This window comes from Thiogranum longum (genome assembly GCF_004339085.1).
Taxonomy (GTDB): Bacteria; Pseudomonadota; Gammaproteobacteria; order DSM-19610; family DSM-19610; genus Thiogranum; species Thiogranum longum.
In genome coordinates this window covers 505,580-527,063 of sequence record NZ_SMFX01000001.1, presented here as the reverse complement: position 1 = coordinate 527,063, position 21,484 = coordinate 505,580, and the positions used below count along the sequence as shown (strand labels likewise).

The window sequence follows — 21,484 nt, the reverse complement described above, 5'->3', positions numbered from 1 at the left end:
CCGGCCTTTTTTATTCCGTCCGGCAAACACTGTCAGAACGGAATATCATCATCGAAGTCACCTCCGCCTGCTGCCGCAGGCGCAGCAGCAGGTGCCGACTGTGAAGCCGATGCACCACCGAAGTCTGCACTGCCTCCACCACCACGTCCGCCAAGCATTTGCATCTCGTTGGCAATAATTTCGGTGGTATAGCGATCGTTACCATTCTTGTCCTGCCACTTGCGAGTCTGCAGCTTGCCCTCAATATATACCTGTGAACCTTTCTTAAGGTATTCACCGGCAATCTCGGCCAGCCGACGGAAGAACACGACGCGATGCCACTCGGTCTTTTCCTTGTTCTCACCACTCTGTTTGTCTTTCCAGGTTTCGCTGGTTGCCAGCGTGACATTCGCTACCGCATTGCCGTTAGGCATGTATTTCACTTCCGGGTCAGCGCCCAGATTACCCACCAGAATGACCTTGTTTACGCCTCTTGCCATGTTTTACTCCTGTCCGGGAAGCGCCGTCCCTGCGCTTCCTCTGTAATATTTTTGTGTGCCGTGTACTTCAACCAGCGGCCATGATAACGGCTGATCGCGCCAGTTCCCAGCCCGCCGTCGAAGTGGCGTGGACGGTTCGAGCGGAGCCGTGTAAGCCATTGATTTCCAGTCAGCCCCGGTTCTCGACGACAGCATCCAGTACATCCTCGTCGAGCAGTCGTGGGTCAACTTTCAGGTAGGCGACCTCGTCTTCGGCAATCACTACCACCTCAGCCACGCCTGGCACTGCAGTAATGCGCCGGGCAAGCTGCCGGGCCGCATCCGGGTCCAGCGCCCCGATTCTGAGTAAGCGGGTGTTCAGGTATCCCGGCGCTTCCATCCCCAAAGCCAGCACCAGCCACGCCAGCGCCACAACCGCACAGAACAGAAACACCGAAGACAGGCCGAAGCGTCCGTGTAACCACCCCCCGACCGTACCACCGACAAAGGCACCGAAGAACTGGGCGCTGGAATAGAAGCCCATGGCAGTCCCTTTGCTGTCCGGCGGCGCCATCTTGGCGATCAGCGAGGGCAACAGGGCCTCGAGCAAATTAAATGCTGAATAAAAGATGAACAATCCAATACCTATTGCCAACACCTGGTTATGAAACCTGAACAGGACGAGTTCTGCCAGCGCCACAACGATGACCGAGACAACGAAGACCTGCTTCATCCGTTGATGCTTCTCGGCCTGGATAATAAAAGGCACCGCCATTGGCAGAGAAAGCAGTAATACCGGCAGATAGACTTCCCAATGCCTTGACGCATCCAGCCCGGCCAGGTCACGCAATGCCAGTGGCAACACCACGAAACTGGCGGTCAGGATCAGGTGGAGCGAGAAAATGCCGGCATCCAGCCGCAGTAGCTGCGGGTTGCGCAACACGCTGGTAAACTGTTCGGGTACCGCTTCGGCATCGCGTCGCACTCTCGAAACCACCGGGTTTGGCACGATCAGCAGGATAACTGCAATACCTCCCAGCGCCAGCACAGCCGTCAGCCAGAAAATTCCCGGCACCCCTATCCAGCTATTCAGTAACGGCCCCAGCACCATGGCAACGGCAAATGATGCGCCGATGCTCATACCGATAATGGCCATGGCCTTGACCCGGTGTTCCTCGCGGACAAGATCCGCCGTGAGCGCCATGACGGCAGCGGCAATCGCACCGGCACCCTGCATGGCGCGCCCTGCAATAACGCCCCAGATCGTGTCGGCACTGGCCGCCATGACACTACCAAGGGCAAACACCAGCAAACCGAACACTATTACCGGCTTGCGTCCGATACGATCCGACAACAATCCGAACGGAATCTGCAGGAAAGCCTGGGTCATGCCGTAGATACCGATCGCCAGACCGGCCAAAGCCGGCGTTGCACCCTCCAGGTGCTCGGAGTACAGGGCAAAAACCGGCAGGATCATGAACAACCCCAGCATCCGTAAGGCATAGATGCCCGCCATGGAGGCAGCGGTACGCGCCTCCGCCCGGGTCATGCTCTGGTCAGGGGGCGTGGTCTCGTTCACAAAACAGATTTCCCTTTGGTCAGCCATCACGAAACGCCGTATAGTATCAGGTTGCCCAATTTGCCGGAAACAGTATGGATACCATTCGCCTGCGCGGTGCGCGCACGCACAATCTGCAAAACGTCGACCTCGACCTGCCGCGTGACCGGCTGATCGTGATTACCGGCCTGTCCGGCTCCGGTAAATCCTCGCTGGCGTTCGATACCATTTATGCGGAAGGCCAGCGCCGTTACGTGGAATCCCTGTCCGCCTATGCGCGCCAGTTCCTGTCGATGATGGAGAAACCCGACATCGACCATATCGAAGGTCTTTCGCCGGCCATCTCTATTGAACAGAAGTCCACTTCGCATAATCCACGCTCGACAGTCGGCACCATTACCGAAATTTACGACTACCTGCGCCTGCTGTTTGCACGCGTCGGCACACCACGTTGCCCCGAACACGGCATCACCCTGGAAGCACAGACCATCAGTCAGATGGTTGATCACGTGCTGGAACAGGCTGACGGCTCGCGCTGGATGCTGCTGGCTCCGGTAGTCCAGGATCGCAAGGGTGAACACCTGGCGTTACTTGAAGAGCTGCGCGCTCACGGTTTTATACGTGCACGAATTGATGGCGAAGTGGTGGAACTGGACGATCCGCCTGAACTGGACCTGCGCCGCAAGCACAGTATCGAAGTGGTAGTCGACAGATTCAAGATCCGTGACGACCTCAAACTACGGCTTGCCGAATCCTTTGAAACCGCACTGCGTCTCGCCGATGGTCTGGCGCGGGTAGTCAATATGGACGACAAGGCAGAGGTCACATTTTCCGCCAAGTTCGCCTGCCCGAAATGCGGCTATTCACTGACTGAGCTGGAACCCCGGCTGTTCTCGTTCAACAACCCGATTGGCGCCTGCCCGACCTGTGATGGACTTGGCGTCCAGCAGTCTTTCGACCCGAAGCGCGTGGTTGCCAACCCGCACCTGAGTCTGGCCGGTGGTGCAGTACGCGGCTGGGACCGGCGCAACGCCTATTATTTCCAGCTCATCAGCTCGCTGGCGGATCATTATGGCTTCGATATTGAAACACCGTTCGATGAGCTGGAAGAACACATCCAGCAAATTATTCTGTACGGAAGTGGCCGTGAGCAAATCGAGTTCCGCTACATCAACGAACGCAACGGCATCAAGGTCAAGCGGCATCCCTTCGAGGGCATTCTGCGCAACATGGAACGGCGCTACCGCGAAACCGAATCAAACGTGGTGCGTGACGAACTGGCACGTTATCTGAGCACGCACCCCTGCCCTGAATGCGAAGGAACACGCCTCAACCGGTCAGCGCGCAACGTATTCGTCAATGACTGCACGCTTCCGAAAATTGCAGCTCTGCCGGTAGGTGAAGCGAGCGATTTTTTTGCCGGCTTGCAACTGCCTGGCCGACGTGGCGCCATTGCCAAAAAAATCGTCAAGGAAATTCGTGACCGTCTGGATTTCCTGGTCAATGTCGGGCTCAACTACCTGTCACTGGAACGTAGCGCCGACACCCTGTCTGGTGGTGAAGCACAGCGCATTCGCCTCGCCAGCCAGATTGGCGCCGGGCTGGTCGGTGTCATGTATATCCTCGATGAGCCTTCCATCGGCCTGCACCAGCGCGACAACCAGCGACTGCTCAACACGCTGACTTTCCTGCGTGACCTCGGCAACACCGTCATCGTGGTCGAGCACGACGAGGATGCCATCCGCTCCGCCGACCACCTGGTCGATATGGGCCCGGGCGCCGGCATACACGGCGGCAGGATCGTGGCGCAGGGTACCCCGGAGGACGTCATCAACAACCCGGCATCGCTGACCGGGCAATATTTGAGTGGTGCGCGGCGTATCCACGGACCGGACCAACGCACACCCAATGACCCACAGCACCAGCTGCGTATTCTCAAGGCCAGTGGCAACAATCTGAAAGATGTGGACCTGGACATCCCGGTTGGCCTGATGACCTGTGTCACCGGCGTTTCCGGCTCCGGCAAGTCCACCCTGATCAACGATACGCTATACCGGCTCGTGGCGGCGGAACTGAATGGCGCCAGCACCGAACCAGCCCCGTATGCTTCAGTGGACGGACTTGAACAGTTCGACAAGGTGGTGGACATCGACCAGAGCCCCATCGGTCGCACACCGCGCTCAAACCCGGCCACCTACACCGGCCTGTTTACACCTATCCGCGAACTGTTTGCCGGCACCCAGGAGTCTCGTTCACGAGGCTACAAACCGGGACGGTTCAGCTTCAACGTTAAAGGTGGCCGCTGCGAGGCTTGTCAGGGCGACGGCGTTATCAAGGTTGAAATGCATTTCCTGCCTGACATCTACGTCCCTTGCGATGTCTGCAAGGGCCAGCGCTATAACCGCGAGACGCTGGATATTCGTTACAAGGGGCGCAATATCCACGAAGTGCTGGAAATGACAGTTGAGGTCGCAGCAGAATTTTTCAGTGCCGTACCGGTAATTTCACGGAAATTACAAACCTTGCTGGATGTTGGACTTTCCTACCTGCGCCTCGGGCAGAACGCCACCACGCTGTCCGGCGGCGAAGCGCAACGCGTCAAGCTGTCACGTGAATTATCCAAGCGTGATACCGGCAAGACCTTGTATATTCTTGACGAACCTACCACCGGACTGCATTTCTACGATATCGAACAACTGCTGCGCGTACTGCATCGCCTGCGTGACCACGGCAACACTGTAGTTATCATCGAACATAACCTGGACGTCATCAAAACAGCGGACTGGGTGATCGACCTTGGCCCGGAAGGCGGGAATGGCGGTGGCGAGATTATCGCCACCGGCACACCGGAACGGGTCGCGGACAGTAAAATCTCGCACACCGGGCACTTTCTTCGCCCGATACTGGAGCGGGAACGAAGTGATTCCGATACAGATGCCGCCTGACCGATGCGGGTACCGTCTGAGAAAAAAATCCTGCTTCATCAAAGCGCCCTTGTCATTGCGATGCCTTGAACTGAAGGGTAAGGTATCCGCAATGAAGCCCGGAGAGATTGCCGTGCCTGGCTCGCAATGACAGTGCGCCGGTAATTTCATGCTCCCCGCGAGGAAACATGCGCTACAGCCCAATCATAATCTGCCTGCTCTGGCCGTTACTTGTAAACGCGGCCGAAGTGCAGCGTGAATTCAACCCGCAATCCGGCATAGAGCGCATCCAGGTGGAACACCCTGGATTCAGCCTGCGACTGTTGCCCCTGTCACCCGATTATGTCGCTGCCGTGTTCAGTGCACGTGGATTGCCGGAAGATATTGTCGATACCACGCGAGACTACTGCACCTTCGGCACCATTCTGAAGAACACCGGCCATCAGCCATTACATTACAACCTGTCCGACTGGCGCTACGTTACACCCGACGGCAAAACGCACCACCTGAAAACCAAGACACAGTGGCTTGAAGAGTGGAAAGACCGCAGTCTCGCATTCCGCTGGGTACTCCTGCACGAGGAGCAGACCTATCAACCCGGCGACTGGGGACAGGGATTCACGACCGTACCACTACCGGCAGGTAGCGTTTTTGACCTGTACTATTCCTGGACGCAGGGAGATAAAACCCATGAAGAAAAAATCGAAGCTGTTCACTGCGCACCGGCGAAAACACCCGATGCGTAATTTCCTTACCGCCGCCGCCCTGGTACTGACCTGTTTTGCGTCTTCGACATCCTATGCGGCGCTGGGACATACACTGTCACGATTGCCCACACCCGTTCCTGCCCCGGACTTCACCCTGGAAGACATGGATGGCGAGAAATACACGCTGTCATCACTGCGTGGCAAAGTCATCATGATCAACTTCTGGGCAACCTGGTGCCCGCCTTGCCGGGAAGAAATTCCGTCCATGGAGGCTGTGTACCAGTCACTGCGCGATAAAGATTTTATTGTGCTGGCGATCAACCAGTGGGAATCCCCGGACCACGTTTTTTCCTATATGGGACAACTGGATGTATACCCGACCTTCCCCATCCTGTTTGACCGCGACAGCAGTGTTTCGGACAGTTACGGCGTAAAAGGTCTGCCTACCACCCTGTTGATCGACAAGCAGGGGCGTGTTGTCTACCGCGCCGTGGGGGGGCGCAATTTCAATCACCCTGACGTTCGCGCGCTGATTCAGCAGTTAATCGATGAAGCCGGTAGCAAATAACACCTGTCACGCCGGTCAGCCACGACCCGTTGTCTCACTGGCGTTTTCTACAATCTGTTCTGCGATTTTCTGAAGCCCAATATCACTTTCACGATCCAGTTCGCCAATCAGATCTGCCCGAATCTCAACCGTCAATCTGGCCAACGAGTCAGTCAACTGGTCTGATTCAATTGCGGAAACCGCACCGTCCACTGCAGCGCGATTGAACACACGCAAAAACTCCTGGTACTCCTCGAGCACTGCCGGGGCTGCAAATATTGCCAGCCGATGTGTCGTAAACTGCAAGCGCACCAGGTCCCTGTCAGTGACTTCCTTTGACAACACTATCTGTTCTATCTGATTAATCAGTTCTTCGTAGGTCCGCGTCTTCAAATCGATAAATTTAACACTCTGCTCTTTATCAATTTCCACCGCAGACTGTTTATTGAGGAGCGCTGCAGTAATAAGAATGGTTGCAACTGTCCCCAGGATGATAAGTACGATCTCCTGGGTGAAAGGTGTGCTGTCAGTTACCCTGTAGGCATAACGCAGGTACGCATAACCGCCTACCACAACGACTGCGGTCAGAAATAAAAGCAACAGGTTATCTCCAAGCTTTTTCACACGCCCTCCTGCATCATGTCAGTTCGATACGATTCTGATGGTATCGCCAACGCGAATCCCCGTCTTTTCCGAAGCGCCTGCCTGGTTCATGGCAATTTCCACCAGCCCATTTGAATTTCTATACCAGAAAAGCCGGCCAGGCCCGGCCTCGGCAAAGGTTCGGGTGTACTGACATTGATAACCGGCAACCTCGAGCACGGTCGTCTCCGGCAAATCTGTCGCCGTCAGCCCGGTAATGGCATTGCTGAAACTGTCGAGATATATCACTTCAGACAACTCATCGGGCCAGTCCGGCATAACCAGCGCTCCGGCCTCGATCGTTTCAATTCCATCATCAACCCCCTTCGCCAGTCTTGCAGCGACCGGTGCAAACAGATCACGCCCATGAAAACTGTCAGATAACTGATCGGGGCGCCAATGGATTTCCTTTGTTGTTATTTCCTCTCCACGATTGAGCAGCACACTAAAGAGCCCGTTGTCCGGCCCGACAAACCAACGCCTGTCAATCTGCAAGGCAAGTGCCCTGCGATGAGTCCCCACACCAGGATCAACCACACACAGACACACCGTCCCCTCGGGAAGATACTGCGTGTAGGCCGGTAGCAGGTAGGCGGCGGCCTTCACGTTACAGGCCGGGAGATCGGGAAACAGATCAACCACATCCACGCCAGGCGCTTGCGCGTGAATAACAGCCCGCATCTGGCCAATGTATGGCCCGGAAACACCGAAGTCGGTCATGATTGCGATCATGGTGACATGCTATGACCCACCCGCTGCCACTTCAATAGCCAATGTCGTCATGCCGGTGCAAACCGGCATCCAGTGCGCCGGGACGATGGATTCCGGCTTCCGCCGGAATGACGATGCGTTACGGTGTAGACTCATTCAGGCACAAAAAAGCCGGGCGTTGCCCGGCTTTCAGGATACGGCAGTAACAGAGTCTATTCGTCGACAGCCTCGAACGCTTCACCATCGGTTTCCGGACGGTCGACCAGCTCCACCAGCGCCATAGGGGCCTTGTCGCCGGTCCGGTAACCCATTTTCAGGATACGCAGGTAACCACCAGGACGATCCTTGTAACGCGGGCCGAGTTCATTAAACAGCTTGGTCACGACGTCACGATCACGCAAGCGGGAGAATGCCAGGCGACGCTTGTGCACGCTGTCAGTCTTGGCCATGGTGATCAAAGGCTCTGCGACACGACGCAGCTCCTTGGCTTTCGGAAGGGTTGTCTTGATGACTTCGTGATTCAGCAGTGACGCTGCCATATTACTGAACATGGCCTTGCGGTGACTGCTGTTACGATTCAGTTTTCGTCCACTTTGACGGTGACGCATTGTTCTATACCTACTCTAAAAGTCTTACAGGGCAGAAACGGGCTGTTTCTCGCTTTCCTTGAGTCCTGCCGGTGGCCAGTTCTCCAGGCGCATGCCCAGTGACAGTCCACGTGATGCCAGGACATCCTTGATTTCAGTGAGTGACTTCTTGCCAAGGTTCGGGGTCTTGAGCAGCTCGACTTCGGTGCGCTGAATCAGGTCACCAATGAAGTAAATGCTTTCTGCTTTCAGGCAATTGGCCGAACGGACCGTGAGTTCAAGGTCATCAACCGGGCGCAGCAGAATCGGATCAACGTCCGCTTCAGGCGCTTCCTGGGTAACTTCTTCCTTACCTTGCAGATCGACGAACACGGACAATTGATCCTGCAAAATTGTTGCTGCGCGACGTATGGATTCTTCAGGATCAATGGTTCCGTTGGTCTCGATATCGATAATCAGCTTGTCCAGATCGGTGCGTTGTTCAACACGCGCTGAATCCACCGTGTAGGAAACCCGGTATACCGGCGTGAAGCTGGCATCCAGACGAAGTGCGCCAACATTGGTGCTTTCTTCTTCATCCTGGTCGGCGCGTGCCTTGGCGGGTACATAGCCACGGCCCATTTCCACGTTCAGCGTCATGTTCAGCTCGCCTTCCTTGGTCAGGTTGGCGATGACATAGTCGGGGTTCACCACTTCAACATCGTGATCAAGGGTGATATCGCCCACAGTAACAGCGCCCGGACCCTTCTTGCTCAGTCTCAGCGCGGCCTTGTCGCGATTATGCATCTTCAATGCAACACCCTTCAGGTTGAGCATGATTTCCATCACGTCTTCCTGCACACCCTCGATCGAGGAATAGGAATGAAGCACACCGTCTATCTCGACGCTGGTAACAGCACAACCCGGCATGGACGACAGCAGGATACGACGCAGGGCATTGCCCAGTGTGTGACCAAAACCGCGCTCAAGCGGCTCCAGCACGACTCGCGCAGTACGCTCGTTTACAGATTGCACGTCTACAATACGTGGCTTCAGGAACTCGGTAACCTTGCCCTGCATGAATAGCCCTCTTAAGCTGTTGCTTTACTTGGAGTACAACTCGACAACAAGATGTTCATTGATTTCGGCTGGCAGATCGGAACGCTCTGGAAGCGCCTTGAACACGCCCTCCATCTTTTTCGCATCCACGTCAATCCAGTCTACAAAGCCGCGCTGCTCGGCAACTTCAAGTGCAGACTGCACGCGCAACTGCTTACGTGATTTTTCCGCAATCGCCAGATTATCATTCGGCCTGACCTGGTAGGACGGGATGGTTACCCGTCGACCGTTCACGGTAATAGCATTGTGACGTACCAACTGGCGCGCTTCGGTACGGGAAGCCGCGAAGCCCATGCGGTAGACCACATTGTCCAGACGACCTTCCAGCAGCTGCAGCAGATTTTCACCTGTGGAGCCTTTCTTGCCGGCAGCAGCCTTGTAATAGTTGCGGAACTGGCGTTCCAGCACACCATAGATACGACGCATTTTCTGTTTTTCGCGCAACTGGGTCGCGTAGTCAGACAGGCGCGTACGACGCTGCCCATGCTGACCTGGCGGGAATGGACGATTCTCGATCGCACATTTCGCGGTGTAACATTTCTCGCCTTTCAAAAATAACTTGGTGCCTTCACGACGGCACTGGCGACATTTTGGTCCTGTGTACTTGGCCATTTGCTCTCCTCCGCCTTACACGCGTCGCTTTTTGGGCGGACGACAACCGTTGTGCGGAATCGGGGTCACATCGGTAATGTTGGTAATTTTGAATCCGGCATTGTTCAGGGCACGCACGGCAGACTCACGACCAGGTCCCGGACCCTTCACCTCGACCTCGAGATTCTTGAGACCGAATTCCTTGACCACTTCACCCACACGATCAGCAGCAACCTGTGCAGCAAACGGTGTGCTCTTGCGAGAGCCGCGGAAGCCGGAACCACCTGAAGTGGCCCACGCCAGCGCATTACCCTGGCGATCGGTAATGGTCACGATCGTGTTGTTGAACGACGCGTGAATGTGGGCGATACCATCAACCACATTCTTTTTGACCTTTTTCCGCGTACGAGTCGGTGCTTTTGCCATGTTCTATCTACCTGTTACGAATACTTATCGACGAATCGGACGACGCGGGCCCTTGCGGGTGCGTGCGTTGGTGCGCGTGCGCTGTCCGCGCATGGGCAGGCCACGACGGTGACGCATGCCACGGTAGCAACCCAGATCCATCAGTCGTTTGATGTTCATGGACACGGTACGGCGTAGATCACCTTCCACCGTGTACTTGGCCACTTCGCTACGAATGTTCTCGATCTCTGGCTCGGAAAGATCCTTGATCTTCGTGTCCGTGCCGACACCCGTCGCTTCACAAATTTTCTTCGCCGTCGTGCGGCCGATTCCATAAATGGATGTCAGCGCAATCACTGCGTGTTTCTGCGGCGGTACATTAATCCCGGCTATACGAGCCATGAATCTGATCTCCTCAACGGGACAAAGCGGTCTGCGTGTCGCGAAACGCGCAAGAATACCGGATTTTGCCCCTTATTTCAATCCAAAACCAAACAATTAGTAACGTTTGACGCCTGTATTAACCCTGACGCTGCTTGTGGCGGCCATCCTTGCAGATAACCCGGACCACGCCCTTGCGACGGACAATTTTACAGTTGCGGCAAATGCGCTTTACTGATGCACGTACTTTCATGTTTCACCTGTTAAATCAGCGCTAACGCAATAGCCCGGAGCGACCCTGGCCCTTGAGGTTAGCTTTTTTCATCAGACTCTCATACTGGTGAGACACCATGTGAGACTGAACCTGGGCCATAAAGTCCATAACTACGACCACGATAATCAAAAGGGACGTACCACCAAAGTAGAAAGGCACGTTCCAGTACAAAATCAAAAACTCCGGCAACAGACAGACCGCGGTAATGTAGATTGCGCCTGCCAACGTCAGGCGCGTCATCACGCCATCGATGTACCTCGCCGTCTGTTCACCCGGACGAATACCCGGGATAAATGCACCCGACTTTTTCAGGTTGTCAGCGGTTTCCTTCGAATTGAAGACGATCGCCGTGTAAAAAAAGCAGAAGAAAATAATCGCCGCTGCATAAAACAATATATACAGGGGCTGTCCCGGCGATAGCGCCGAGGAAATATCCTTCAGCCAGCCAAATCCTTCATTGCTGCCGAACCACTGACCCGCTGTTGCCGGGAACAGGATGATGCTCGACGCGAAAATCGGCGGGATGACGCCCGCCATGTTCAGCTTCAACGGCAGATGCGTGCTCTGCGCCGCGTACATCTTGCGGCCCTGCTGCCGTTTTGCGTAATTCACCGTAATACGTCGCTGACCGCGTTCGACAAACACCACGAACGCCGTCACTGCAACCGCCAGTGCAAACAGGAACAGAATGCTCAGCGTGTTCATCTCACCGGTCCGCACCAGCTCCAGTGAGCCGCCGATCGCCGCTGGCAAACCGGCAACAATACCCGAGAAAATGATGATCGAGATGCCGTTACCGATACCCCGTTCTGTTACCTGCTCACCCAGCCACATCAGGAACAGTGTTCCTGTCACCAGGCAGGCCACTGATGAAATAACAAACGGCAATCCCTGCAAAATGACCAGTGGCTGCCCGCCAACCATCTGCCCCTGCAGCGCGGTCGAAATACCGATAGCCTGGAATGTAGCCAGTACAACGGTACCGTAGCGCGTGTATTGCGTAATCTTGTGACGACCAGCCTCGCCTTCTTTCTTCAACTGCTCCAGCGTCGGCACGGTATACGACAGCAGCTGCATGATAATCGACGCCGAAATATACGGCATGATACCCAGCGCAAACAGTGACAACCGCTTCAGTGCGCCACCCGAGAACATGTTAAACATGTCCAGGATCGTGCCTTTTTGCTGCTCGGCCAGAATTTCCAATACAACCGGGTCAATACCCGGCAGCGGGATAAATGACCCGATGCGGAAAACCAGGATCGCGCCCAACACAAAGAAGATGCGCTGCCGCAGCTCCTTCAGTTTGCCGATATCACCGAGACCCCCGGTCAGACCTGCTGCACCAGCGCCTGCCACCCGGATTAATCCTCTACCTTACCGCCGGCGGCTTCGATGGCTGCGCGTGCACCCTTGGTCACACGCAAACCCTTCACCGTAACCGCCGTAGTGATTTCACCGGATGCAATAATTTTTGCAAACAGCGTACTTTGTTTGAGGACACCTGCCGCCTTAAGCGAATCGAGATCTACAGCGCCATCTTCAACAGCGCCCAATTCGTGCAGTCGCACTTCCTCGGTCACCATAGACTTGCGCGAAGTAAAGCCGACTTTCGGCAAACGTCGCTGCAGGGGCATCTGGCCACCTTCGAAACCGATCTTGTGGAAACCACCAGAGCGGGACTTCTGACCCTTGTGGCCGCGACCACCGGTCTTGCCCAGACCGCTGCCGATACCACGGCCGACGCGTTTGCCGTCAGGGCGGCTACCCTCTGCGGGTTTCAGTGTATTCAGGCGCATATCAGATATCCTCTACCTGTAACAGGTACGAAACCTTGTTGATCATGCCGCGATTTTCCGGCGTATCAATTACCTCGACTGTATGACGAATCCGGCGCAGGCCGAGTCCGGCTACACACGCCTTGTGTGATTTCAGTCGACCACTGGTGCTCTTCAGCAGAGTCACCTTTAATTTCTTGTCTGCCATGGCTTACCCCAGAATCTCATCGACCTTTTTGCCGCGTTTGGCTGCCACCATTTCAGGGGAGCTCATTTCGGCCAGGCCTTTCATGGTTGCACGAACAACATTGATCGGGTTGTTGGTGCCGATGCATTTCGCCAGCACATCACGCACACCGACAACTTCAAATACGGCGCGCATGGCGCCGCCAGCGATAATGCCGGTACCTTCAGAGGCAGGCTGCATATGCACCTTGGCGGCACCGAAGGTAGCGGTGATCGGGTACTGGAGCGTGCCGTCCTTGAGGGCGACCTGCTTCATGTTCTTGCGGGCATTTTCCATCGCCTTCTGTATGGCGACCGGAACTTCGCGCGCCTTGCCGCGACCGAAACCAACCTTGCCTTCGCCATCGCCGACCACGGTCAGGGCTGCAAAGCCAAATTGACGGCCACCTTTAACAACCTTGGCAACACGATTAATTCCGATCAGCTTTTCATTCAGACCGTCGGTGTTCGTCTGGTTCTCGACATTCGCCATAGTGCAACCCTTAAACTAGAATTCCAGACCGTTTTCACGCGCGGCATCCGCCAGCGCCTTCACTCGGCCGTGATATTTAAAACCGGAACGGTCAAACGCGACCGCAGAGATACCAGCAGCTTTAGCCCGTTCTGCAACCGCCTTGCCGATCGCTACTGCTGCGTCGGTATTGCCGGTGCTTTTGACGTCCTTGCGCAACTCTTTGTCCAGGGTCGATGCACTGACCAGAACCTTGTCGCCGCTTCCATCGATGACCTGCGCATAAATATGACGCGGGGTACGGTGGACACACAGACGCGGCCTGCCGAGTTCGCGGATCTTGGCGCGGGTCTTGCGAGCGCGCCGCTGTCGTGATGCTTTCTTGTCCATGCTGATACCTTCGAATTAACTATTTCTTCTTGGCTTCTTTACGCACGATAATTTCATCGACGTATTTGACGCCCTTGCCTTTATAGGGTTCAGGCGGACGATAGGCACGAATTTCCGCAGCTACCTGCCCGACCTTCTGTTTGTCCATACCCTTTACGATAACGTCTGTCTGACTCGGCGTTTCAACTGTCACACCTTCCGGCACGGCATAGTCAACCGGATGCGAGAAACCCAGTGTCAGATTGAGCTTCTGGCCCTGCGCCTGGGCACGGTAACCAACGCCGACCAGTTGAAGTTTCTTTTCAAAACCTTGCGTGACGCCAATGACCATATTATTGATCAGGGCACGCGTGGTTCCCGCCATCGCCATCGCAGCCTTTGAGCCGTCTTTCGGCGCAAAGGTCAGCACGTTGTCATTTTGCTCGACTTTTACCGAGGCATGTACATCACGCTGCAGTGAGCCCTTGGTTCCCTTGACGGTAACCTCCTGACCACTGATGGCGAATTCGACGCCTTTTGGCAATTCAACCGGATTTTTTGCAACTCTGGACATGGTTATTTACTCATCAGGATACGTAGCACAACACTTCACCACCTTCTCCGGCAGCGCGTGCGGCACGATCACTCATAACACCTTTCGAGGTTGAGACAATGGCAACACCCAGACCACCCATGACTTTGGGCAGCTCATCTTTTGCCTTGTAGATACGCAAACCGGGACGACTGATTCGCTTCAGCGTGTCTATAACCGGCTGGCCATCATAATATTTGAGCGAAACATTCAGCGACGGTTTTCCGTCCTCGTCCTGCTCACTGAAATCAGCGATATAGCCTTCGTCTTTCAACACGCTCGCAATGGATTGCTTGAGCTTTGAAGAAGGCATTGACACCGTTACCTTGCCCGCCCGCTGGCCGTTACGGATGCGGGTCAGCATGTCGGCGATAGGATCTGTCATCATAATCTGCGTACCTCTATCTGAATTCTGCGCTGTTACCAGCTGGCCTTGACCAGGCCAGGCACATCGCCCTGCATGGCATGTTCACGCAGCTTGTTACGCGCAAGACCAAACTTGCGGTAGTAACCGTGCGGGCGACCGGTAATGCGACAACGATTGCGCTGACGGCATGGACTGGCGTTACGTGGCAGTGCCTGCAACTTCAGCTGAGCCTCGTAGCGCTCCTCTTCAGACTTGCCCGCATCGGCGATGATCGCCTTCAGCGCCGTACGTTTTGTCGCGTATTTCTTGACCATCTTGGCGCGTTTGATTTCGCGCTGGATCATGGATTGTTTGGCCATCGTGCCTTTTCCTCAGTTCCTGAACGGGAAGTTGAACGCTGCCAGCAGCGCACGACCTTCCTCGTCGGTTTTTGCCGTGGTAGTGATATTGATATCCATACCACGCAAGGTATCAATCTTGTCGTAATCGATTTCGGGGAAAATGATCTGCTCACTCACGCCCATGTTGTAATTGCCTCGGCCGTCAAAAGACTTCGGGCTCATCCCGCGGAAATCACGTACACGCGGAATCGCAATGGAAACCAGGCGATCCAGGAACTCGTACATGCGTTCCCGACGAAGCGTCACCTTACAGCCAATAGGCCAGCCTTCCCGCACCTTGAAGCCCGCCACGGATTTGCGCGCATTGCGCACAATCGGTTTCTGACCGGAAATTTTTGTCATATCTGACACTGCGTGTTCCATCACCTTGCGGTCACCGAGTGCTTCACCAACACCCATGTTAATGGTGATCTTGGTAATGCGCGGTATCTCCATGGAGTTCTTGTACTCGAACTGCTCCTGGAGCTTGCCGATAACTTCGTCGTGATACTGTTTTTGCAACCTGGCCATCTTCAGCTACTCTCTCAGACGTCTACGACTTCGTCGTTAGACTTGAATACTCGCACCTTGCGTCCATCTTCCAGCGTACGGAAGCCAACGCGGTCACCTTTTTTGGTCTGCGGGTTGTACAACATAACGTTGGACACGTGAATCGGCATCTCTTTCTCGATGATGCCACCGGAAACACCCGCCTGCGGATTGGGCTTGGTGTGCTTCTTCACGATATTGACGTTTTCCACAATCAGCTTGTCAGCTTCAGGCAGTACCTTCAGCACGTTACCGCGCTTGCCGTTATCCTTGCCTGTCATCACAACGACATCGTCGCCTTTACGTATCTTGCGCATAATCCTGACTCCCGCCTACAGCACTTCAGGTGCAAGCGAAATAATCTTCATAAACCGTTCACTGCGAAGTTCGCGCGTAACCGGGCCAAAGATGCGGGTACCGATCGGCTCGAGCTTGGCATTCAGCAGTACCGCTGCATTACCATCGAAGCGGATCAGGGAGCCGTCAGGGCGACGTACACCCTTGGCAGTACGCACCACAACAGCGTTGTAGACCTCACCCTTCTTGACCTTGCCACGAGGGATCGCCTCTTTAATACTCACCTTGATGATATCGCCGATACCGGCATAACGTCGGTGCGAGCCGCCCAGTACCTTAATGCACTGGAGACGACGGGCGCCGCTGTTATCTGCGACATCCAATTTGGTCTGCATCTGGATCATGACTTAACCCCGTTCAAGCAATTCTTTGGTTCAATCAGCCAGCAGGCCGATCGACGACTTCAACCAGTGTCCAGGATTTATTCTTGGACAGCGGTCGGCATTGTTTAATGGATACCGTATCACCGGCGCGGCATTCATTGTTTTCGTCATGAATGTGCAGCTTGGTTGAACGACGGATGTACTTGCCGTACAGCGGATGGCGCACCTTGCGCTCAACCTTCACCACTGCACTTTTTTCCATCTTGTCGCTGACGACCAGGCCGGTCAGCGTACGGATTGTCTTGCTGTCTTCACTCATGCCGCTTCACCTGCTTTGGCCTTCTCGTTCAATACGGTTTTGATACGCGCGATGTCGCGGCGTACCTTTTTCACCTGATCAGGACGTGTCAGCTGACCGGATCCCTGCTGCATACGCAGATTGAACTGCTCCTTCAACAGGCCATCAAGCTCAAGCTTCAGCTCATCGGCTGATTTCGCACGAAGATCACTCGCGTTCATCACATCACCGTCCGGTTAATAAAGGTGGTACGCACCGGAAGTTTCGCAGCAGCAAGCTTGAAAGCTTCCCGCGCCAGCTCTTCCGACACACCTTCCATTTCATAGAGCACACGACCAGGCTGAATTTTGGCAACCCAGTATTCCACATTACCCTTACCCTTACCCTGACGAACCTCAATAGGCTTTTTGGTGATCGGCACATCGGGGAACACACGGATCCACAATTTGCCACCACGTTTTACGTGGCGGGTAATGGCACGACGCGCTGCTTCGATCTGGCGGGCAGTAAGCTGACCGCGCGTAGTCGCCTTCAGGGCGTATTCGCCGAAGCTGCATTTGTTACCGCTAAGCGCCAGACCACGGTTGCGGCCCTTCTGCTGCTTGCGAAATTTTGTTCTCTTGGGCTGTAACATTTCTTCGCGACTCCCTTATTTGGCACCGGCCGCTTTCTTGGCAGGCTCGGGCTCAACGTTCTGCTCATCGCGATCAAGGATTTCACCCTTGAACACCCAGACTTTCACACCAATCACACCGTAGGTGGTATTGGCACGCGTCACGCCATAGTCGATATCGGCGCGCAGCGTATGCAGCGGCACACGACCTTCGCGGTACCATTCGGTACGTGCGATTTCAGCACCATTCAGTCGGCCGGCGACCATGATCTTGATGCCCTCGGCACCCAGACGCATGGCGTTACCAACGGCGCGCTTCATGGCGCGGCGGAACATAATACGACGCTCCAGCTGCTGCGCAACACTCTCGGCAACCAGCTGCGCCTCGATTTCGGGTTTGCGAATCTCTTCTATATTCACATGAACCGGCATACCCATCTTCTGCGACACCAGGGCGCGAAGCTTTTCGATATCCTCGCCTTTCTTGCCGATCACGATGCCCGGCCGCGCCGTGTGCACAGTGATGATTGCATTATTCGCCGGGCGTTCGATCTGGATGCGGCTCACAGACGCATGTTTCAGCTTCTGCTTGATGAAATCCCGCACTTCGATATCGAGGTTCAGGAAATCTGCATAATTCTTCGAATCTGCATACCACTTCGACGTCCAGTCCTTGACGATGCCGAGGCGAATACCTGTTGGATGTACTTTCTGGCCCATGCCGTACTCTCTTCTCTACTCGGGACTACTGCTGTTCAGCAACAGTAATCTGGATATGACTCGTGCGTTTCAGAATCTGGTTGGCACGGCCCTTGGCACGTGCGTTCCAGCGCTTGAGGGTGCGCCCCTCATTCACACAAATCTCGGAAACTTTCAATTCGTCCACGTCCGCACCTTCGTTGTGCTCGGCATTGGCAATCGCCGATTCGAGCACCTTGCGCACCATGTGGGCAGCTTTCTTGTTGCTGAATGTCAGCAATTCAAGCGCTTTCTCGACAGGCAGACCACGAACCTGGTCAGCGACCAGCCGGGCCTTCTGCGCAGAAATACGCGCGTGACTCAGTTTTGCAGACGCTTGCATAATCTTTACCCTTATTTGGACTTTCTGTCCGCGGCGTGACCCCGAAAGGTACGCGTCACAGCGAACTCACCCAATTTGTGACCCACCATGTTCTCGTTGATCAGAACCGGCACATGCTGGCGACCGTTATGTATAGCGATGGTAAGGCCAACCATATCGGGTAACACCATGGAACGCCGCGACCAGGTCTTGATCGGTTTGCGGCTGTTGCTGCTCACAGCTTCATCAACTTTCTTCGTCAGATGAAGATCAATGAAAGGTCCTTTTTTTACGGAACGTGGCACTGTCTTTAACCTCTGTCGTTACTTCTGATTGCGACGGCGGACAATCATGTTGTCCGTGCGCTTGTTTTTCCGGGTCTTGTAACCCTTGGTCGGCATGCCCCAGGGGCTCACCGGATGTCGGCCACCGGAGGTGCGGCCTTCACCACCACCGTGCGGGTGATCGACCGGGTTCATGGCAACACCACGGACGGTCGGGCGAACACCGCGCCAGCGGGTAGCACCTGCCTTGCCCAGTGAACGCAGGTTATGCTCGGAGTTGCCGACTTCACCAATGGTGGCACGGCAATCGACCGGCACCTTGCGCATTTCGCCGGAGCGCAAACGCAGGGTAGCGTGCTGACCTTCACGCGCCACCAACTGTACGCCGGCGCCTGCACTGCGGGCAATCTGCCCACCCTTGCCCGGCTTCATCTCGACGTTGTGCACAACCGTACCCATCGGGATGTTGCGCAGCGGCAGCGCACTGCCCGGCTTGATCGGCGCATCAATACCGTTATGTATCTCGGCGCCCGCGTAAATGCCCTTCGGCGCGAGAATGTAACGACGCTCGCCATCGGCGTACAACACCAGTGCGATGTGCGCACTGCGGTTCGGATCATATTCCAGACGCTCTACGCGACCCGGCACACCGTCCTTGTTGCGCTTGAAATCGATAATACGATAGCGCTGACGATGTCCGCCACCACGATGACGTGTAGTGATGCGGCCCTTGTTGTTACGGCCACCGTTCTTGTTTTTCTTTTCAAGCAACGGCGCCCAGGGTTCACCCTTGTGCAATGCTTTCTCAACAACCTTGACGACAAAACGGCGTCCGGGTGATGTCGGTTTTGACTTGACGATAGCCATTATTCTGCGCCCGCGAAATCGATGTCTGAACCTTCAGCCAGTGTGATGTATGCCTTCTTCCAGTCGGAACGGCGGCCCATCGTCTGCCCAAAGCGTTTTACCTTGCCCTTGACGTTCAACAGCTGCACGCTGGTGACTTTTACGTCAAACATTTTTTCCACCGCCTTGCGCACTTCAGGCTTGCTGGCATCGCGCAGCACCTTGAAGACATACTGACGGTTGAGGTCGGCCGCACGCGTGCTCTTCTCAGAGACCACCGGACCCACCAGAATTTTGCTCAATCGCTCGGTATTCATACGAGCCTCTCCTCAAACTGCTTCAGCGCAGCAACGGTCATCAGCACCTTGTCAAAACCGACCAGACTGACCGGATCAGTAATTGACGTGTCGACGACATCAACCTTGTGCAGATTGCGTGCGGCCAGGTACAGATTTTCATCCGGATCCTCGTGAACGATCAGTACGTTACCGAGATCCATGCTATTCAGTTTGGCGACCAGCTCTTTCGTCTTCGCAGAACTGACCGCGAATTCGTCAACCACGACCAGGCGGTCCTGACGGACCAGCTCTGAAAGGATCGAACGGATGGCCGAGCGATACGCCTTTTTATTGACCTTTTGCGAGTAATCACGCGCACTTGCCGCAAACGTCACACCACCGCCACGCCATAGCGGGCTGCGGATTGTACCAGCACGCGCGCGTCCTGTCCCCTTTTGTCGCCAGGGCTTGGCGCCGCCGCCACTGACTGCGGAGCGATTCTTCTGCCCGGCGTTGCCGGAACGCCCTGCCGCCATGTAGGCCACCACAACCTGGTGCACCAGGGTTTCATTGAATTCCTGCCCAAATACTGCCTCGGCAACGTCCAGGCTCGAACCACCATGCATATTGATATTCATGTCCGACCCCTTTACCGCGCCTTGACCGCGGGCGTAACAATCACGTCTCCGCCGCGTGAACCCGGCAGTGAACCCTTGACCAGCAACAGGTTGCGTTCGGCATCGACACGAACCACTTCCAGATTCTGTTGCGTGCGTCGCGCATTACCCATGTGACCTGCCATACGCTTGCCCTTGAACACGCGACCCGGCGTCTGACACTGACCGATGGAACCCGGCGCACGATGCGACAGCGAGTTACCGTGGGTAGCATCCTGCATAGAGAAGTTGTGACGCTTCACACCGCCGGCGAAACCCTTACCAATCGTCGTGCCGGCAACATCGATTTTCTGGCCGGCTTCAAACAGGTCTACACCCAGCTGCTTGCCAACTTCGATGTCATCACCTTCACCGTCACCCAGGCGGAATTCCCATAACCCGCGACCCGCCTCGGTACCTGCTTTAGCGAAGTGCCCGGCAGCCGCCTTGTTCACGCGCGATGCGCGGCGTGACCCGGTTGTAACCTGGTAAGCCCGGTAGCCGTCGGTGTCCTGACCCTTGATCTGGGTGACACGGTTCGGTTCGACTTCGATGACTGTGACAGGTATCGACTCACCGGCATCTGTAAAGATGCGGGTCATACCTGCTTTTCTACCAATTAATCCGATTGCCATTCCTGCGCCCTCAGTTCAGTTTGATTTGCACGTCAACGCCGGCCGCAAGGTCCAGCTTCATGAGTGCATCAACGGTTTTGTCTGTGGGATCCACAATGTCCATCAGACGCTTGTGGGTGCGGATTTCGTACTGATCGCGGGCGTCCTTGTTGACGTGCGGCGAAATCAGGATGGTGAACCGCTCCTTCTTGGTCGGCAACGGAATCGGACCGCGCACTTGCGCACCGGTACGACGAGCTGTTTCGACAATTTCACGTGCTGACTGATCGATCAAGCGATGATCGAACGCTTTCAGCCGAATGCGAATTCTTTGATTTGCCATGTCAACCTCTAAAAAGAACTGGAACAGCGTTTAATCCGTTCCGATTGCGGTAGAACCGGGAACAGAATTGAATGCTGTCCCCATCCTCACCATTGTTTAATTACTCGATGATTTTTGCGACCACGCCGGCGCCGACGGTACGGCCACCTTCACGAATCGCAAAACGTAATCCTTCTTCCATCGCGATCGGTGCAATC

At 55.3% G+C, this 21,484-nt stretch carries 36 protein-coding genes; 3 read left to right on the top strand and 33 right to left on the bottom strand.

The window, feature by feature from the left end:
* Nucleotides 1-32: 32 nt before the first annotated feature.
* Together ssb and DFR30_RS02615 are read right to left on the bottom strand one after the other, a co-directional pair.
* Nucleotides 33-479, bottom strand: coding sequence for a single-stranded DNA-binding protein (gene ssb, locus DFR30_RS02620; RefSeq protein ID WP_132971191.1), 447 nt, complete (start codon nt 477-479; stop codon nt 33-35).
* A gap of 169 nt (nt 480-648) precedes the next feature.
* Nucleotides 649-2,064: an MFS transporter gene (locus tag DFR30_RS02615; RefSeq protein WP_243640657.1), complete on the bottom strand. Its 1,416-nt coding sequence runs from the start codon at nt 2,062-2,064 to the stop codon at nt 649-651.
* 47 nt (nt 2,065-2,111) lie between these two features.
* On the opposite strand from DFR30_RS02615, the gene uvrA reads away from it, so the two are divergent.
* From uvrA to DFR30_RS02600, 3 genes are all read left to right on the top strand, one after another.
* Nucleotides 2,112-4,961 (top strand): excinuclease ABC subunit UvrA, encoded by a 2,850-nt coding sequence (gene uvrA, locus DFR30_RS02610; protein ID WP_132971190.1) that lies wholly within the window; start codon nt 2,112-2,114, stop codon nt 4,959-4,961.
* Between the two features lie 167 nt (nt 4,962-5,128).
* Nucleotides 5,129-5,686 carry a hypothetical protein gene (locus DFR30_RS02605; protein ID WP_132971189.1) on the top strand — a complete coding sequence of 186 codons (558 nt, stop codon included), beginning with the start codon at nt 5,129-5,131 and terminating at the stop codon, nt 5,684-5,686.
* On the top strand, nt 5,631-6,215 hold the full coding sequence (locus tag DFR30_RS02600) for a TlpA family protein disulfide reductase (protein WP_207891788.1): 585 nt from the start codon (nt 5,631-5,633) through the stop codon (nt 6,213-6,215). Before DFR30_RS02605 ends, DFR30_RS02600 begins: the two co-directional genes overlap by 56 nt.
* 15 nt (nt 6,216-6,230) lie before the next feature.
* On the opposite strand, the gene DFR30_RS02595 is transcribed toward DFR30_RS02600, so the two are convergent.
* The 31 genes from DFR30_RS02595 to DFR30_RS02445 form a co-directional block, all read right to left on the bottom strand.
* The gene (locus DFR30_RS02595) at nt 6,231-6,818 is read right to left on the bottom strand and encodes a hypothetical protein (RefSeq protein WP_132971188.1); all 588 of its coding nucleotides are present in this window, start codon (nt 6,816-6,818) and stop codon (nt 6,231-6,233) included.
* Nucleotides 6,819-6,836: 18 nt separating this feature from the next.
* Nucleotides 6,837-7,568: an SAM hydrolase/SAM-dependent halogenase family protein gene (locus tag DFR30_RS02590; protein WP_132971187.1), complete on the bottom strand. Its 732-nt coding sequence runs from the start codon at nt 7,566-7,568 to the stop codon at nt 6,837-6,839.
* Nucleotides 7,569-7,759: 191 nt separating this feature from the next.
* Nucleotides 7,760-8,155, bottom strand: coding sequence for a 50S ribosomal protein L17 (gene rplQ, locus DFR30_RS02585; protein WP_132971186.1), 396 nt, complete (start codon nt 8,153-8,155; stop codon nt 7,760-7,762).
* Nucleotides 8,156-8,179: 24 nt separating this feature from the next.
* Nucleotides 8,180-9,193, bottom strand: a complete 1,014-nt coding sequence (locus tag DFR30_RS02580; protein WP_132971185.1) for a DNA-directed RNA polymerase subunit alpha — start codon at nt 9,191-9,193, stop codon at nt 8,180-8,182.
* A gap of 24 nt (nt 9,194-9,217) precedes the next feature.
* Nucleotides 9,218-9,844 (bottom strand): 30S ribosomal protein S4, encoded by a 627-nt coding sequence (gene rpsD / locus DFR30_RS02575; protein ID WP_132971184.1) that lies wholly within the window; start codon nt 9,842-9,844, stop codon nt 9,218-9,220.
* 15 nt (nt 9,845-9,859) lie between these two features.
* Entirely contained in the window at nt 9,860-10,249 is a 390-nt protein-coding gene (gene rpsK, locus DFR30_RS02570) for a 30S ribosomal protein S11 (protein WP_132971183.1), read from the bottom strand.
* Between the two features lie 24 nt (nt 10,250-10,273).
* Nucleotides 10,274-10,630, bottom strand: a complete 357-nt coding sequence (rpsM, locus tag DFR30_RS02565; RefSeq protein WP_132971182.1) for a 30S ribosomal protein S13 — start codon at nt 10,628-10,630, stop codon at nt 10,274-10,276.
* Nucleotides 10,631-10,748: 118 nt separating this feature from the next.
* Entirely contained in the window at nt 10,749-10,862 is a 114-nt protein-coding gene (rpmJ, locus tag DFR30_RS02560; protein WP_132971181.1) for a 50S ribosomal protein L36, read from the bottom strand.
* 21 nt (nt 10,863-10,883) lie between these two features.
* Nucleotides 10,884-12,242, bottom strand: coding sequence for a preprotein translocase subunit SecY (gene secY / locus DFR30_RS02555; RefSeq protein WP_424565396.1), 1,359 nt, complete (start codon nt 12,240-12,242; stop codon nt 10,884-10,886).
* Between the two features lie 5 nt (nt 12,243-12,247).
* On the bottom strand, nt 12,248-12,682 hold the full coding sequence (rplO, locus tag DFR30_RS02550; RefSeq protein ID WP_132971179.1) for a 50S ribosomal protein L15: 435 nt from the start codon (nt 12,680-12,682) through the stop codon (nt 12,248-12,250).
* A 1-nt stretch (nt 12,683) separates the two neighbouring features.
* A complete protein-coding gene (rpmD, locus tag DFR30_RS02545) occupies nt 12,684-12,869 on the bottom strand; it encodes a 50S ribosomal protein L30 (protein WP_132971178.1) in 186 nt (61 codons plus the stop codon).
* A 3-nt stretch (nt 12,870-12,872) separates the two neighbouring features.
* A complete protein-coding gene (gene rpsE, locus DFR30_RS02540) occupies nt 12,873-13,379 on the bottom strand; it encodes a 30S ribosomal protein S5 (protein ID WP_132971177.1) in 507 nt (168 codons plus the stop codon).
* Nucleotides 13,380-13,394: 15 nt separating this feature from the next.
* Entirely contained in the window at nt 13,395-13,748 is a 354-nt protein-coding gene (gene rplR, locus DFR30_RS02535) for a 50S ribosomal protein L18 (protein WP_132971176.1), read from the bottom strand.
* A gap of 19 nt (nt 13,749-13,767) precedes the next feature.
* The gene (gene rplF / locus DFR30_RS02530) at nt 13,768-14,301 is read right to left on the bottom strand and encodes a 50S ribosomal protein L6 (RefSeq protein ID WP_132971175.1); all 534 of its coding nucleotides are present in this window, start codon (nt 14,299-14,301) and stop codon (nt 13,768-13,770) included.
* 13 nt (nt 14,302-14,314) lie between these two features.
* The gene (gene rpsH / locus DFR30_RS02525) at nt 14,315-14,710 is read right to left on the bottom strand and encodes a 30S ribosomal protein S8 (RefSeq protein WP_132971174.1); all 396 of its coding nucleotides are present in this window, start codon (nt 14,708-14,710) and stop codon (nt 14,315-14,317) included.
* A 29-nt stretch (nt 14,711-14,739) separates the two neighbouring features.
* A complete protein-coding gene (gene rpsN / locus DFR30_RS02520) occupies nt 14,740-15,045 on the bottom strand; it encodes a 30S ribosomal protein S14 (protein WP_132971173.1) in 306 nt (101 codons plus the stop codon).
* Nucleotides 15,046-15,057: 12 nt separating this feature from the next.
* Nucleotides 15,058-15,597, bottom strand: a complete 540-nt coding sequence (gene rplE / locus DFR30_RS02515) for a 50S ribosomal protein L5 (protein ID WP_132971172.1) — start codon at nt 15,595-15,597, stop codon at nt 15,058-15,060.
* A gap of 14 nt (nt 15,598-15,611) precedes the next feature.
* On the bottom strand, nt 15,612-15,932 hold the full coding sequence (gene rplX / locus DFR30_RS02510) for a 50S ribosomal protein L24 (RefSeq protein ID WP_132971171.1): 321 nt from the start codon (nt 15,930-15,932) through the stop codon (nt 15,612-15,614).
* 15 nt (nt 15,933-15,947) lie between these two features.
* Nucleotides 15,948-16,316, bottom strand: a complete 369-nt coding sequence (gene rplN, locus DFR30_RS02505; RefSeq protein ID WP_132971170.1) for a 50S ribosomal protein L14 — start codon at nt 16,314-16,316, stop codon at nt 15,948-15,950.
* 34 nt (nt 16,317-16,350) lie between these two features.
* The gene (gene rpsQ, locus DFR30_RS02500) at nt 16,351-16,614 is read right to left on the bottom strand and encodes a 30S ribosomal protein S17 (RefSeq protein WP_132971169.1); all 264 of its coding nucleotides are present in this window, start codon (nt 16,612-16,614) and stop codon (nt 16,351-16,353) included.
* Nucleotides 16,611-16,814: a 50S ribosomal protein L29 gene (gene rpmC / locus DFR30_RS02495; RefSeq protein WP_132971168.1), complete on the bottom strand. Its 204-nt coding sequence runs from the start codon at nt 16,812-16,814 to the stop codon at nt 16,611-16,613. The genes rpsQ and rpmC overlap by 4 nt, the downstream gene beginning before the upstream one ends.
* Nucleotides 16,814-17,227 (bottom strand): 50S ribosomal protein L16, encoded by a 414-nt coding sequence (gene rplP, locus DFR30_RS02490; RefSeq protein WP_132971167.1) that lies wholly within the window; start codon nt 17,225-17,227, stop codon nt 16,814-16,816. Before rplP ends, rpmC begins: the two co-directional genes overlap by 1 nt.
* A gap of 15 nt (nt 17,228-17,242) precedes the next feature.
* On the bottom strand, nt 17,243-17,926 hold the full coding sequence (rpsC, locus tag DFR30_RS02485) for a 30S ribosomal protein S3 (protein ID WP_132971166.1): 684 nt from the start codon (nt 17,924-17,926) through the stop codon (nt 17,243-17,245).
* A gap of 25 nt (nt 17,927-17,951) precedes the next feature.
* The gene (gene rplV, locus DFR30_RS02480; protein ID WP_132971165.1) at nt 17,952-18,287 is read right to left on the bottom strand and encodes a 50S ribosomal protein L22; all 336 of its coding nucleotides are present in this window, start codon (nt 18,285-18,287) and stop codon (nt 17,952-17,954) included.
* Nucleotides 18,288-18,298: 11 nt separating this feature from the next.
* Nucleotides 18,299-18,571 carry a 30S ribosomal protein S19 gene (rpsS, locus tag DFR30_RS02475; protein WP_132971164.1) on the bottom strand — a complete coding sequence of 91 codons (273 nt, stop codon included), beginning with the start codon at nt 18,569-18,571 and terminating at the stop codon, nt 18,299-18,301.
* An 18-nt stretch (nt 18,572-18,589) separates the two neighbouring features.
* Nucleotides 18,590-19,417 (bottom strand): 50S ribosomal protein L2, encoded by an 828-nt coding sequence (rplB, locus tag DFR30_RS02470; RefSeq protein WP_132971163.1) that lies wholly within the window; start codon nt 19,415-19,417, stop codon nt 18,590-18,592.
* The gene (gene rplW, locus DFR30_RS02465; protein ID WP_132971162.1) at nt 19,417-19,713 is read right to left on the bottom strand and encodes a 50S ribosomal protein L23; all 297 of its coding nucleotides are present in this window, start codon (nt 19,711-19,713) and stop codon (nt 19,417-19,419) included. The genes rplB and rplW overlap by 1 nt, the downstream gene beginning before the upstream one ends.
* The gene (rplD, locus tag DFR30_RS02460; protein WP_132971161.1) at nt 19,710-20,312 is read right to left on the bottom strand and encodes a 50S ribosomal protein L4; all 603 of its coding nucleotides are present in this window, start codon (nt 20,310-20,312) and stop codon (nt 19,710-19,712) included. The genes rplW and rplD overlap by 4 nt, the downstream gene beginning before the upstream one ends.
* An 11-nt stretch (nt 20,313-20,323) precedes the next feature.
* Nucleotides 20,324-20,965, bottom strand: coding sequence for a 50S ribosomal protein L3 (gene rplC / locus DFR30_RS02455; protein ID WP_132971160.1), 642 nt, complete (start codon nt 20,963-20,965; stop codon nt 20,324-20,326).
* Between the two features lie 10 nt (nt 20,966-20,975).
* Nucleotides 20,976-21,287, bottom strand: coding sequence for a 30S ribosomal protein S10 (gene rpsJ / locus DFR30_RS02450; protein ID WP_132971159.1), 312 nt, complete (start codon nt 21,285-21,287; stop codon nt 20,976-20,978).
* Nucleotides 21,288-21,387: 100 nt separating this feature from the next.
* Nucleotides 21,388-21,484 (bottom strand): EF-Tu C-terminal domain-related protein (locus DFR30_RS02445; protein ID WP_078453405.1); only part of this gene is annotated, 97 nt, incomplete at its 5' end.

Coding starts and splice junctions, on each gene's coding strand:
- rplF (WP_132971175.1), bottom strand. CDS start 14,301: ATGTCCAGAGTTGCAAAAAATCCGGTTGAATTGCCAAAAGGCGTCGAA.
- rplD (WP_132971161.1), bottom strand. CDS start 20,312: ATGAATATCAATATGCATGGTGGTTCGAGCCTGGACGTTGCCGAGGCA.
- rplX (WP_132971171.1), bottom strand. CDS start 15,932: ATGCGCAAGATACGTAAAGGCGACGATGTCGTTGTGATGACAGGCAAG.
- rplC (WP_132971160.1), bottom strand. CDS start 20,965: ATGGCAATCGGATTAATTGGTAGAAAAGCAGGTATGACCCGCATCTTT.
- rpmC (WP_132971168.1), bottom strand. CDS start 16,814: ATGAACGCGAGTGATCTTCGTGCGAAATCAGCCGATGAGCTGAAGCTT.
- rplP (WP_132971167.1), bottom strand. CDS start 17,227: ATGTTACAGCCCAAGAGAACAAAATTTCGCAAGCAGCAGAAGGGCCGC.
- rpsK (WP_132971183.1), bottom strand. CDS start 10,249: ATGGCAAAAGCACCGACTCGTACGCGGAAAAAGGTCAAAAAGAATGTG.
- ssb (WP_132971191.1), bottom strand. CDS start 479: ATGGCAAGAGGCGTAAACAAGGTCATTCTGGTGGGTAATCTGGGCGCT.
- DFR30_RS02590 (WP_132971187.1), bottom strand. CDS start 7,568: ATGATCGCAATCATGACCGACTTCGGTGTTTCCGGGCCATACATTGGC.
- rplV (WP_132971165.1), bottom strand. CDS start 18,287: ATGCAAGCGTCTGCAAAACTGAGTCACGCGCGTATTTCTGCGCAGAAG.
- DFR30_RS02615 (WP_243640657.1), bottom strand. CDS start 2,064: ATGGCTGACCAAAGGGAAATCTGTTTTGTGAACGAGACCACGCCCCCT.
- rpmD (WP_132971178.1), bottom strand. CDS start 12,869: ATGGCAGACAAGAAATTAAAGGTGACTCTGCTGAAGAGCACCAGTGGT.
- uvrA (WP_132971190.1), top strand. CDS start 2,112: ATGGATACCATTCGCCTGCGCGGTGCGCGCACGCACAATCTGCAAAAC.
- rpsM (WP_132971182.1), bottom strand. CDS start 10,630: ATGGCTCGTATAGCCGGGATTAATGTACCGCCGCAGAAACACGCAGTG.
- DFR30_RS02605 (WP_132971189.1), top strand. CDS start 5,129: ATGCGCTACAGCCCAATCATAATCTGCCTGCTCTGGCCGTTACTTGTA.
- rplE (WP_132971172.1), bottom strand. CDS start 15,597: ATGGCCAGGTTGCAAAAACAGTATCACGACGAAGTTATCGGCAAGCTC.
- rpsD (WP_132971184.1), bottom strand. CDS start 9,844: ATGGCCAAGTACACAGGACCAAAATGTCGCCAGTGCCGTCGTGAAGGC.
- rpsN (WP_132971173.1), bottom strand. CDS start 15,045: ATGGCCAAACAATCCATGATCCAGCGCGAAATCAAACGCGCCAAGATG.
- rplR (WP_132971176.1), bottom strand. CDS start 13,748: ATGGACAAGAAAGCATCACGACAGCGGCGCGCTCGCAAGACCCGCGCC.
- rplO (WP_132971179.1), bottom strand. CDS start 12,682: ATGCGCCTGAATACACTGAAACCCGCAGAGGGTAGCCGCCCTGACGGC.
- rpsE (WP_132971177.1), bottom strand. CDS start 13,379: ATGGCGAATGTCGAGAACCAGACGAACACCGACGGTCTGAATGAAAAG.
- DFR30_RS02600 (WP_207891788.1), top strand. CDS start 5,631: ATGAAGAAAAAATCGAAGCTGTTCACTGCGCACCGGCGAAAACACCCG.
- DFR30_RS02580 (WP_132971185.1), bottom strand. CDS start 9,193: ATGCAGGGCAAGGTTACCGAGTTCCTGAAGCCACGTATTGTAGACGTG.
- rplW (WP_132971162.1), bottom strand. CDS start 19,713: ATGAATACCGAGCGATTGAGCAAAATTCTGGTGGGTCCGGTGGTCTCT.
- rpsC (WP_132971166.1), bottom strand. CDS start 17,926: ATGGGCCAGAAAGTACATCCAACAGGTATTCGCCTCGGCATCGTCAAG.
- rplQ (WP_132971186.1), bottom strand. CDS start 8,155: ATGCGTCACCGTCAAAGTGGACGAAAACTGAATCGTAACAGCAGTCAC.
- rplB (WP_132971163.1), bottom strand. CDS start 19,417: ATGGCTATCGTCAAGTCAAAACCGACATCACCCGGACGCCGTTTTGTC.
- rplN (WP_132971170.1), bottom strand. CDS start 16,316: ATGATCCAGATGCAGACCAAATTGGATGTCGCAGATAACAGCGGCGCC.
- rpmJ (WP_132971181.1), bottom strand. CDS start 10,862: ATGAAAGTACGTGCATCAGTAAAGCGCATTTGCCGCAACTGTAAAATT.
- rpsQ (WP_132971169.1), bottom strand. CDS start 16,614: ATGAGTGAAGACAGCAAGACAATCCGTACGCTGACCGGCCTGGTCGTC.
- rpsJ (WP_132971159.1), bottom strand. CDS start 21,287: ATGGCAAATCAAAGAATTCGCATTCGGCTGAAAGCGTTCGATCATCGC.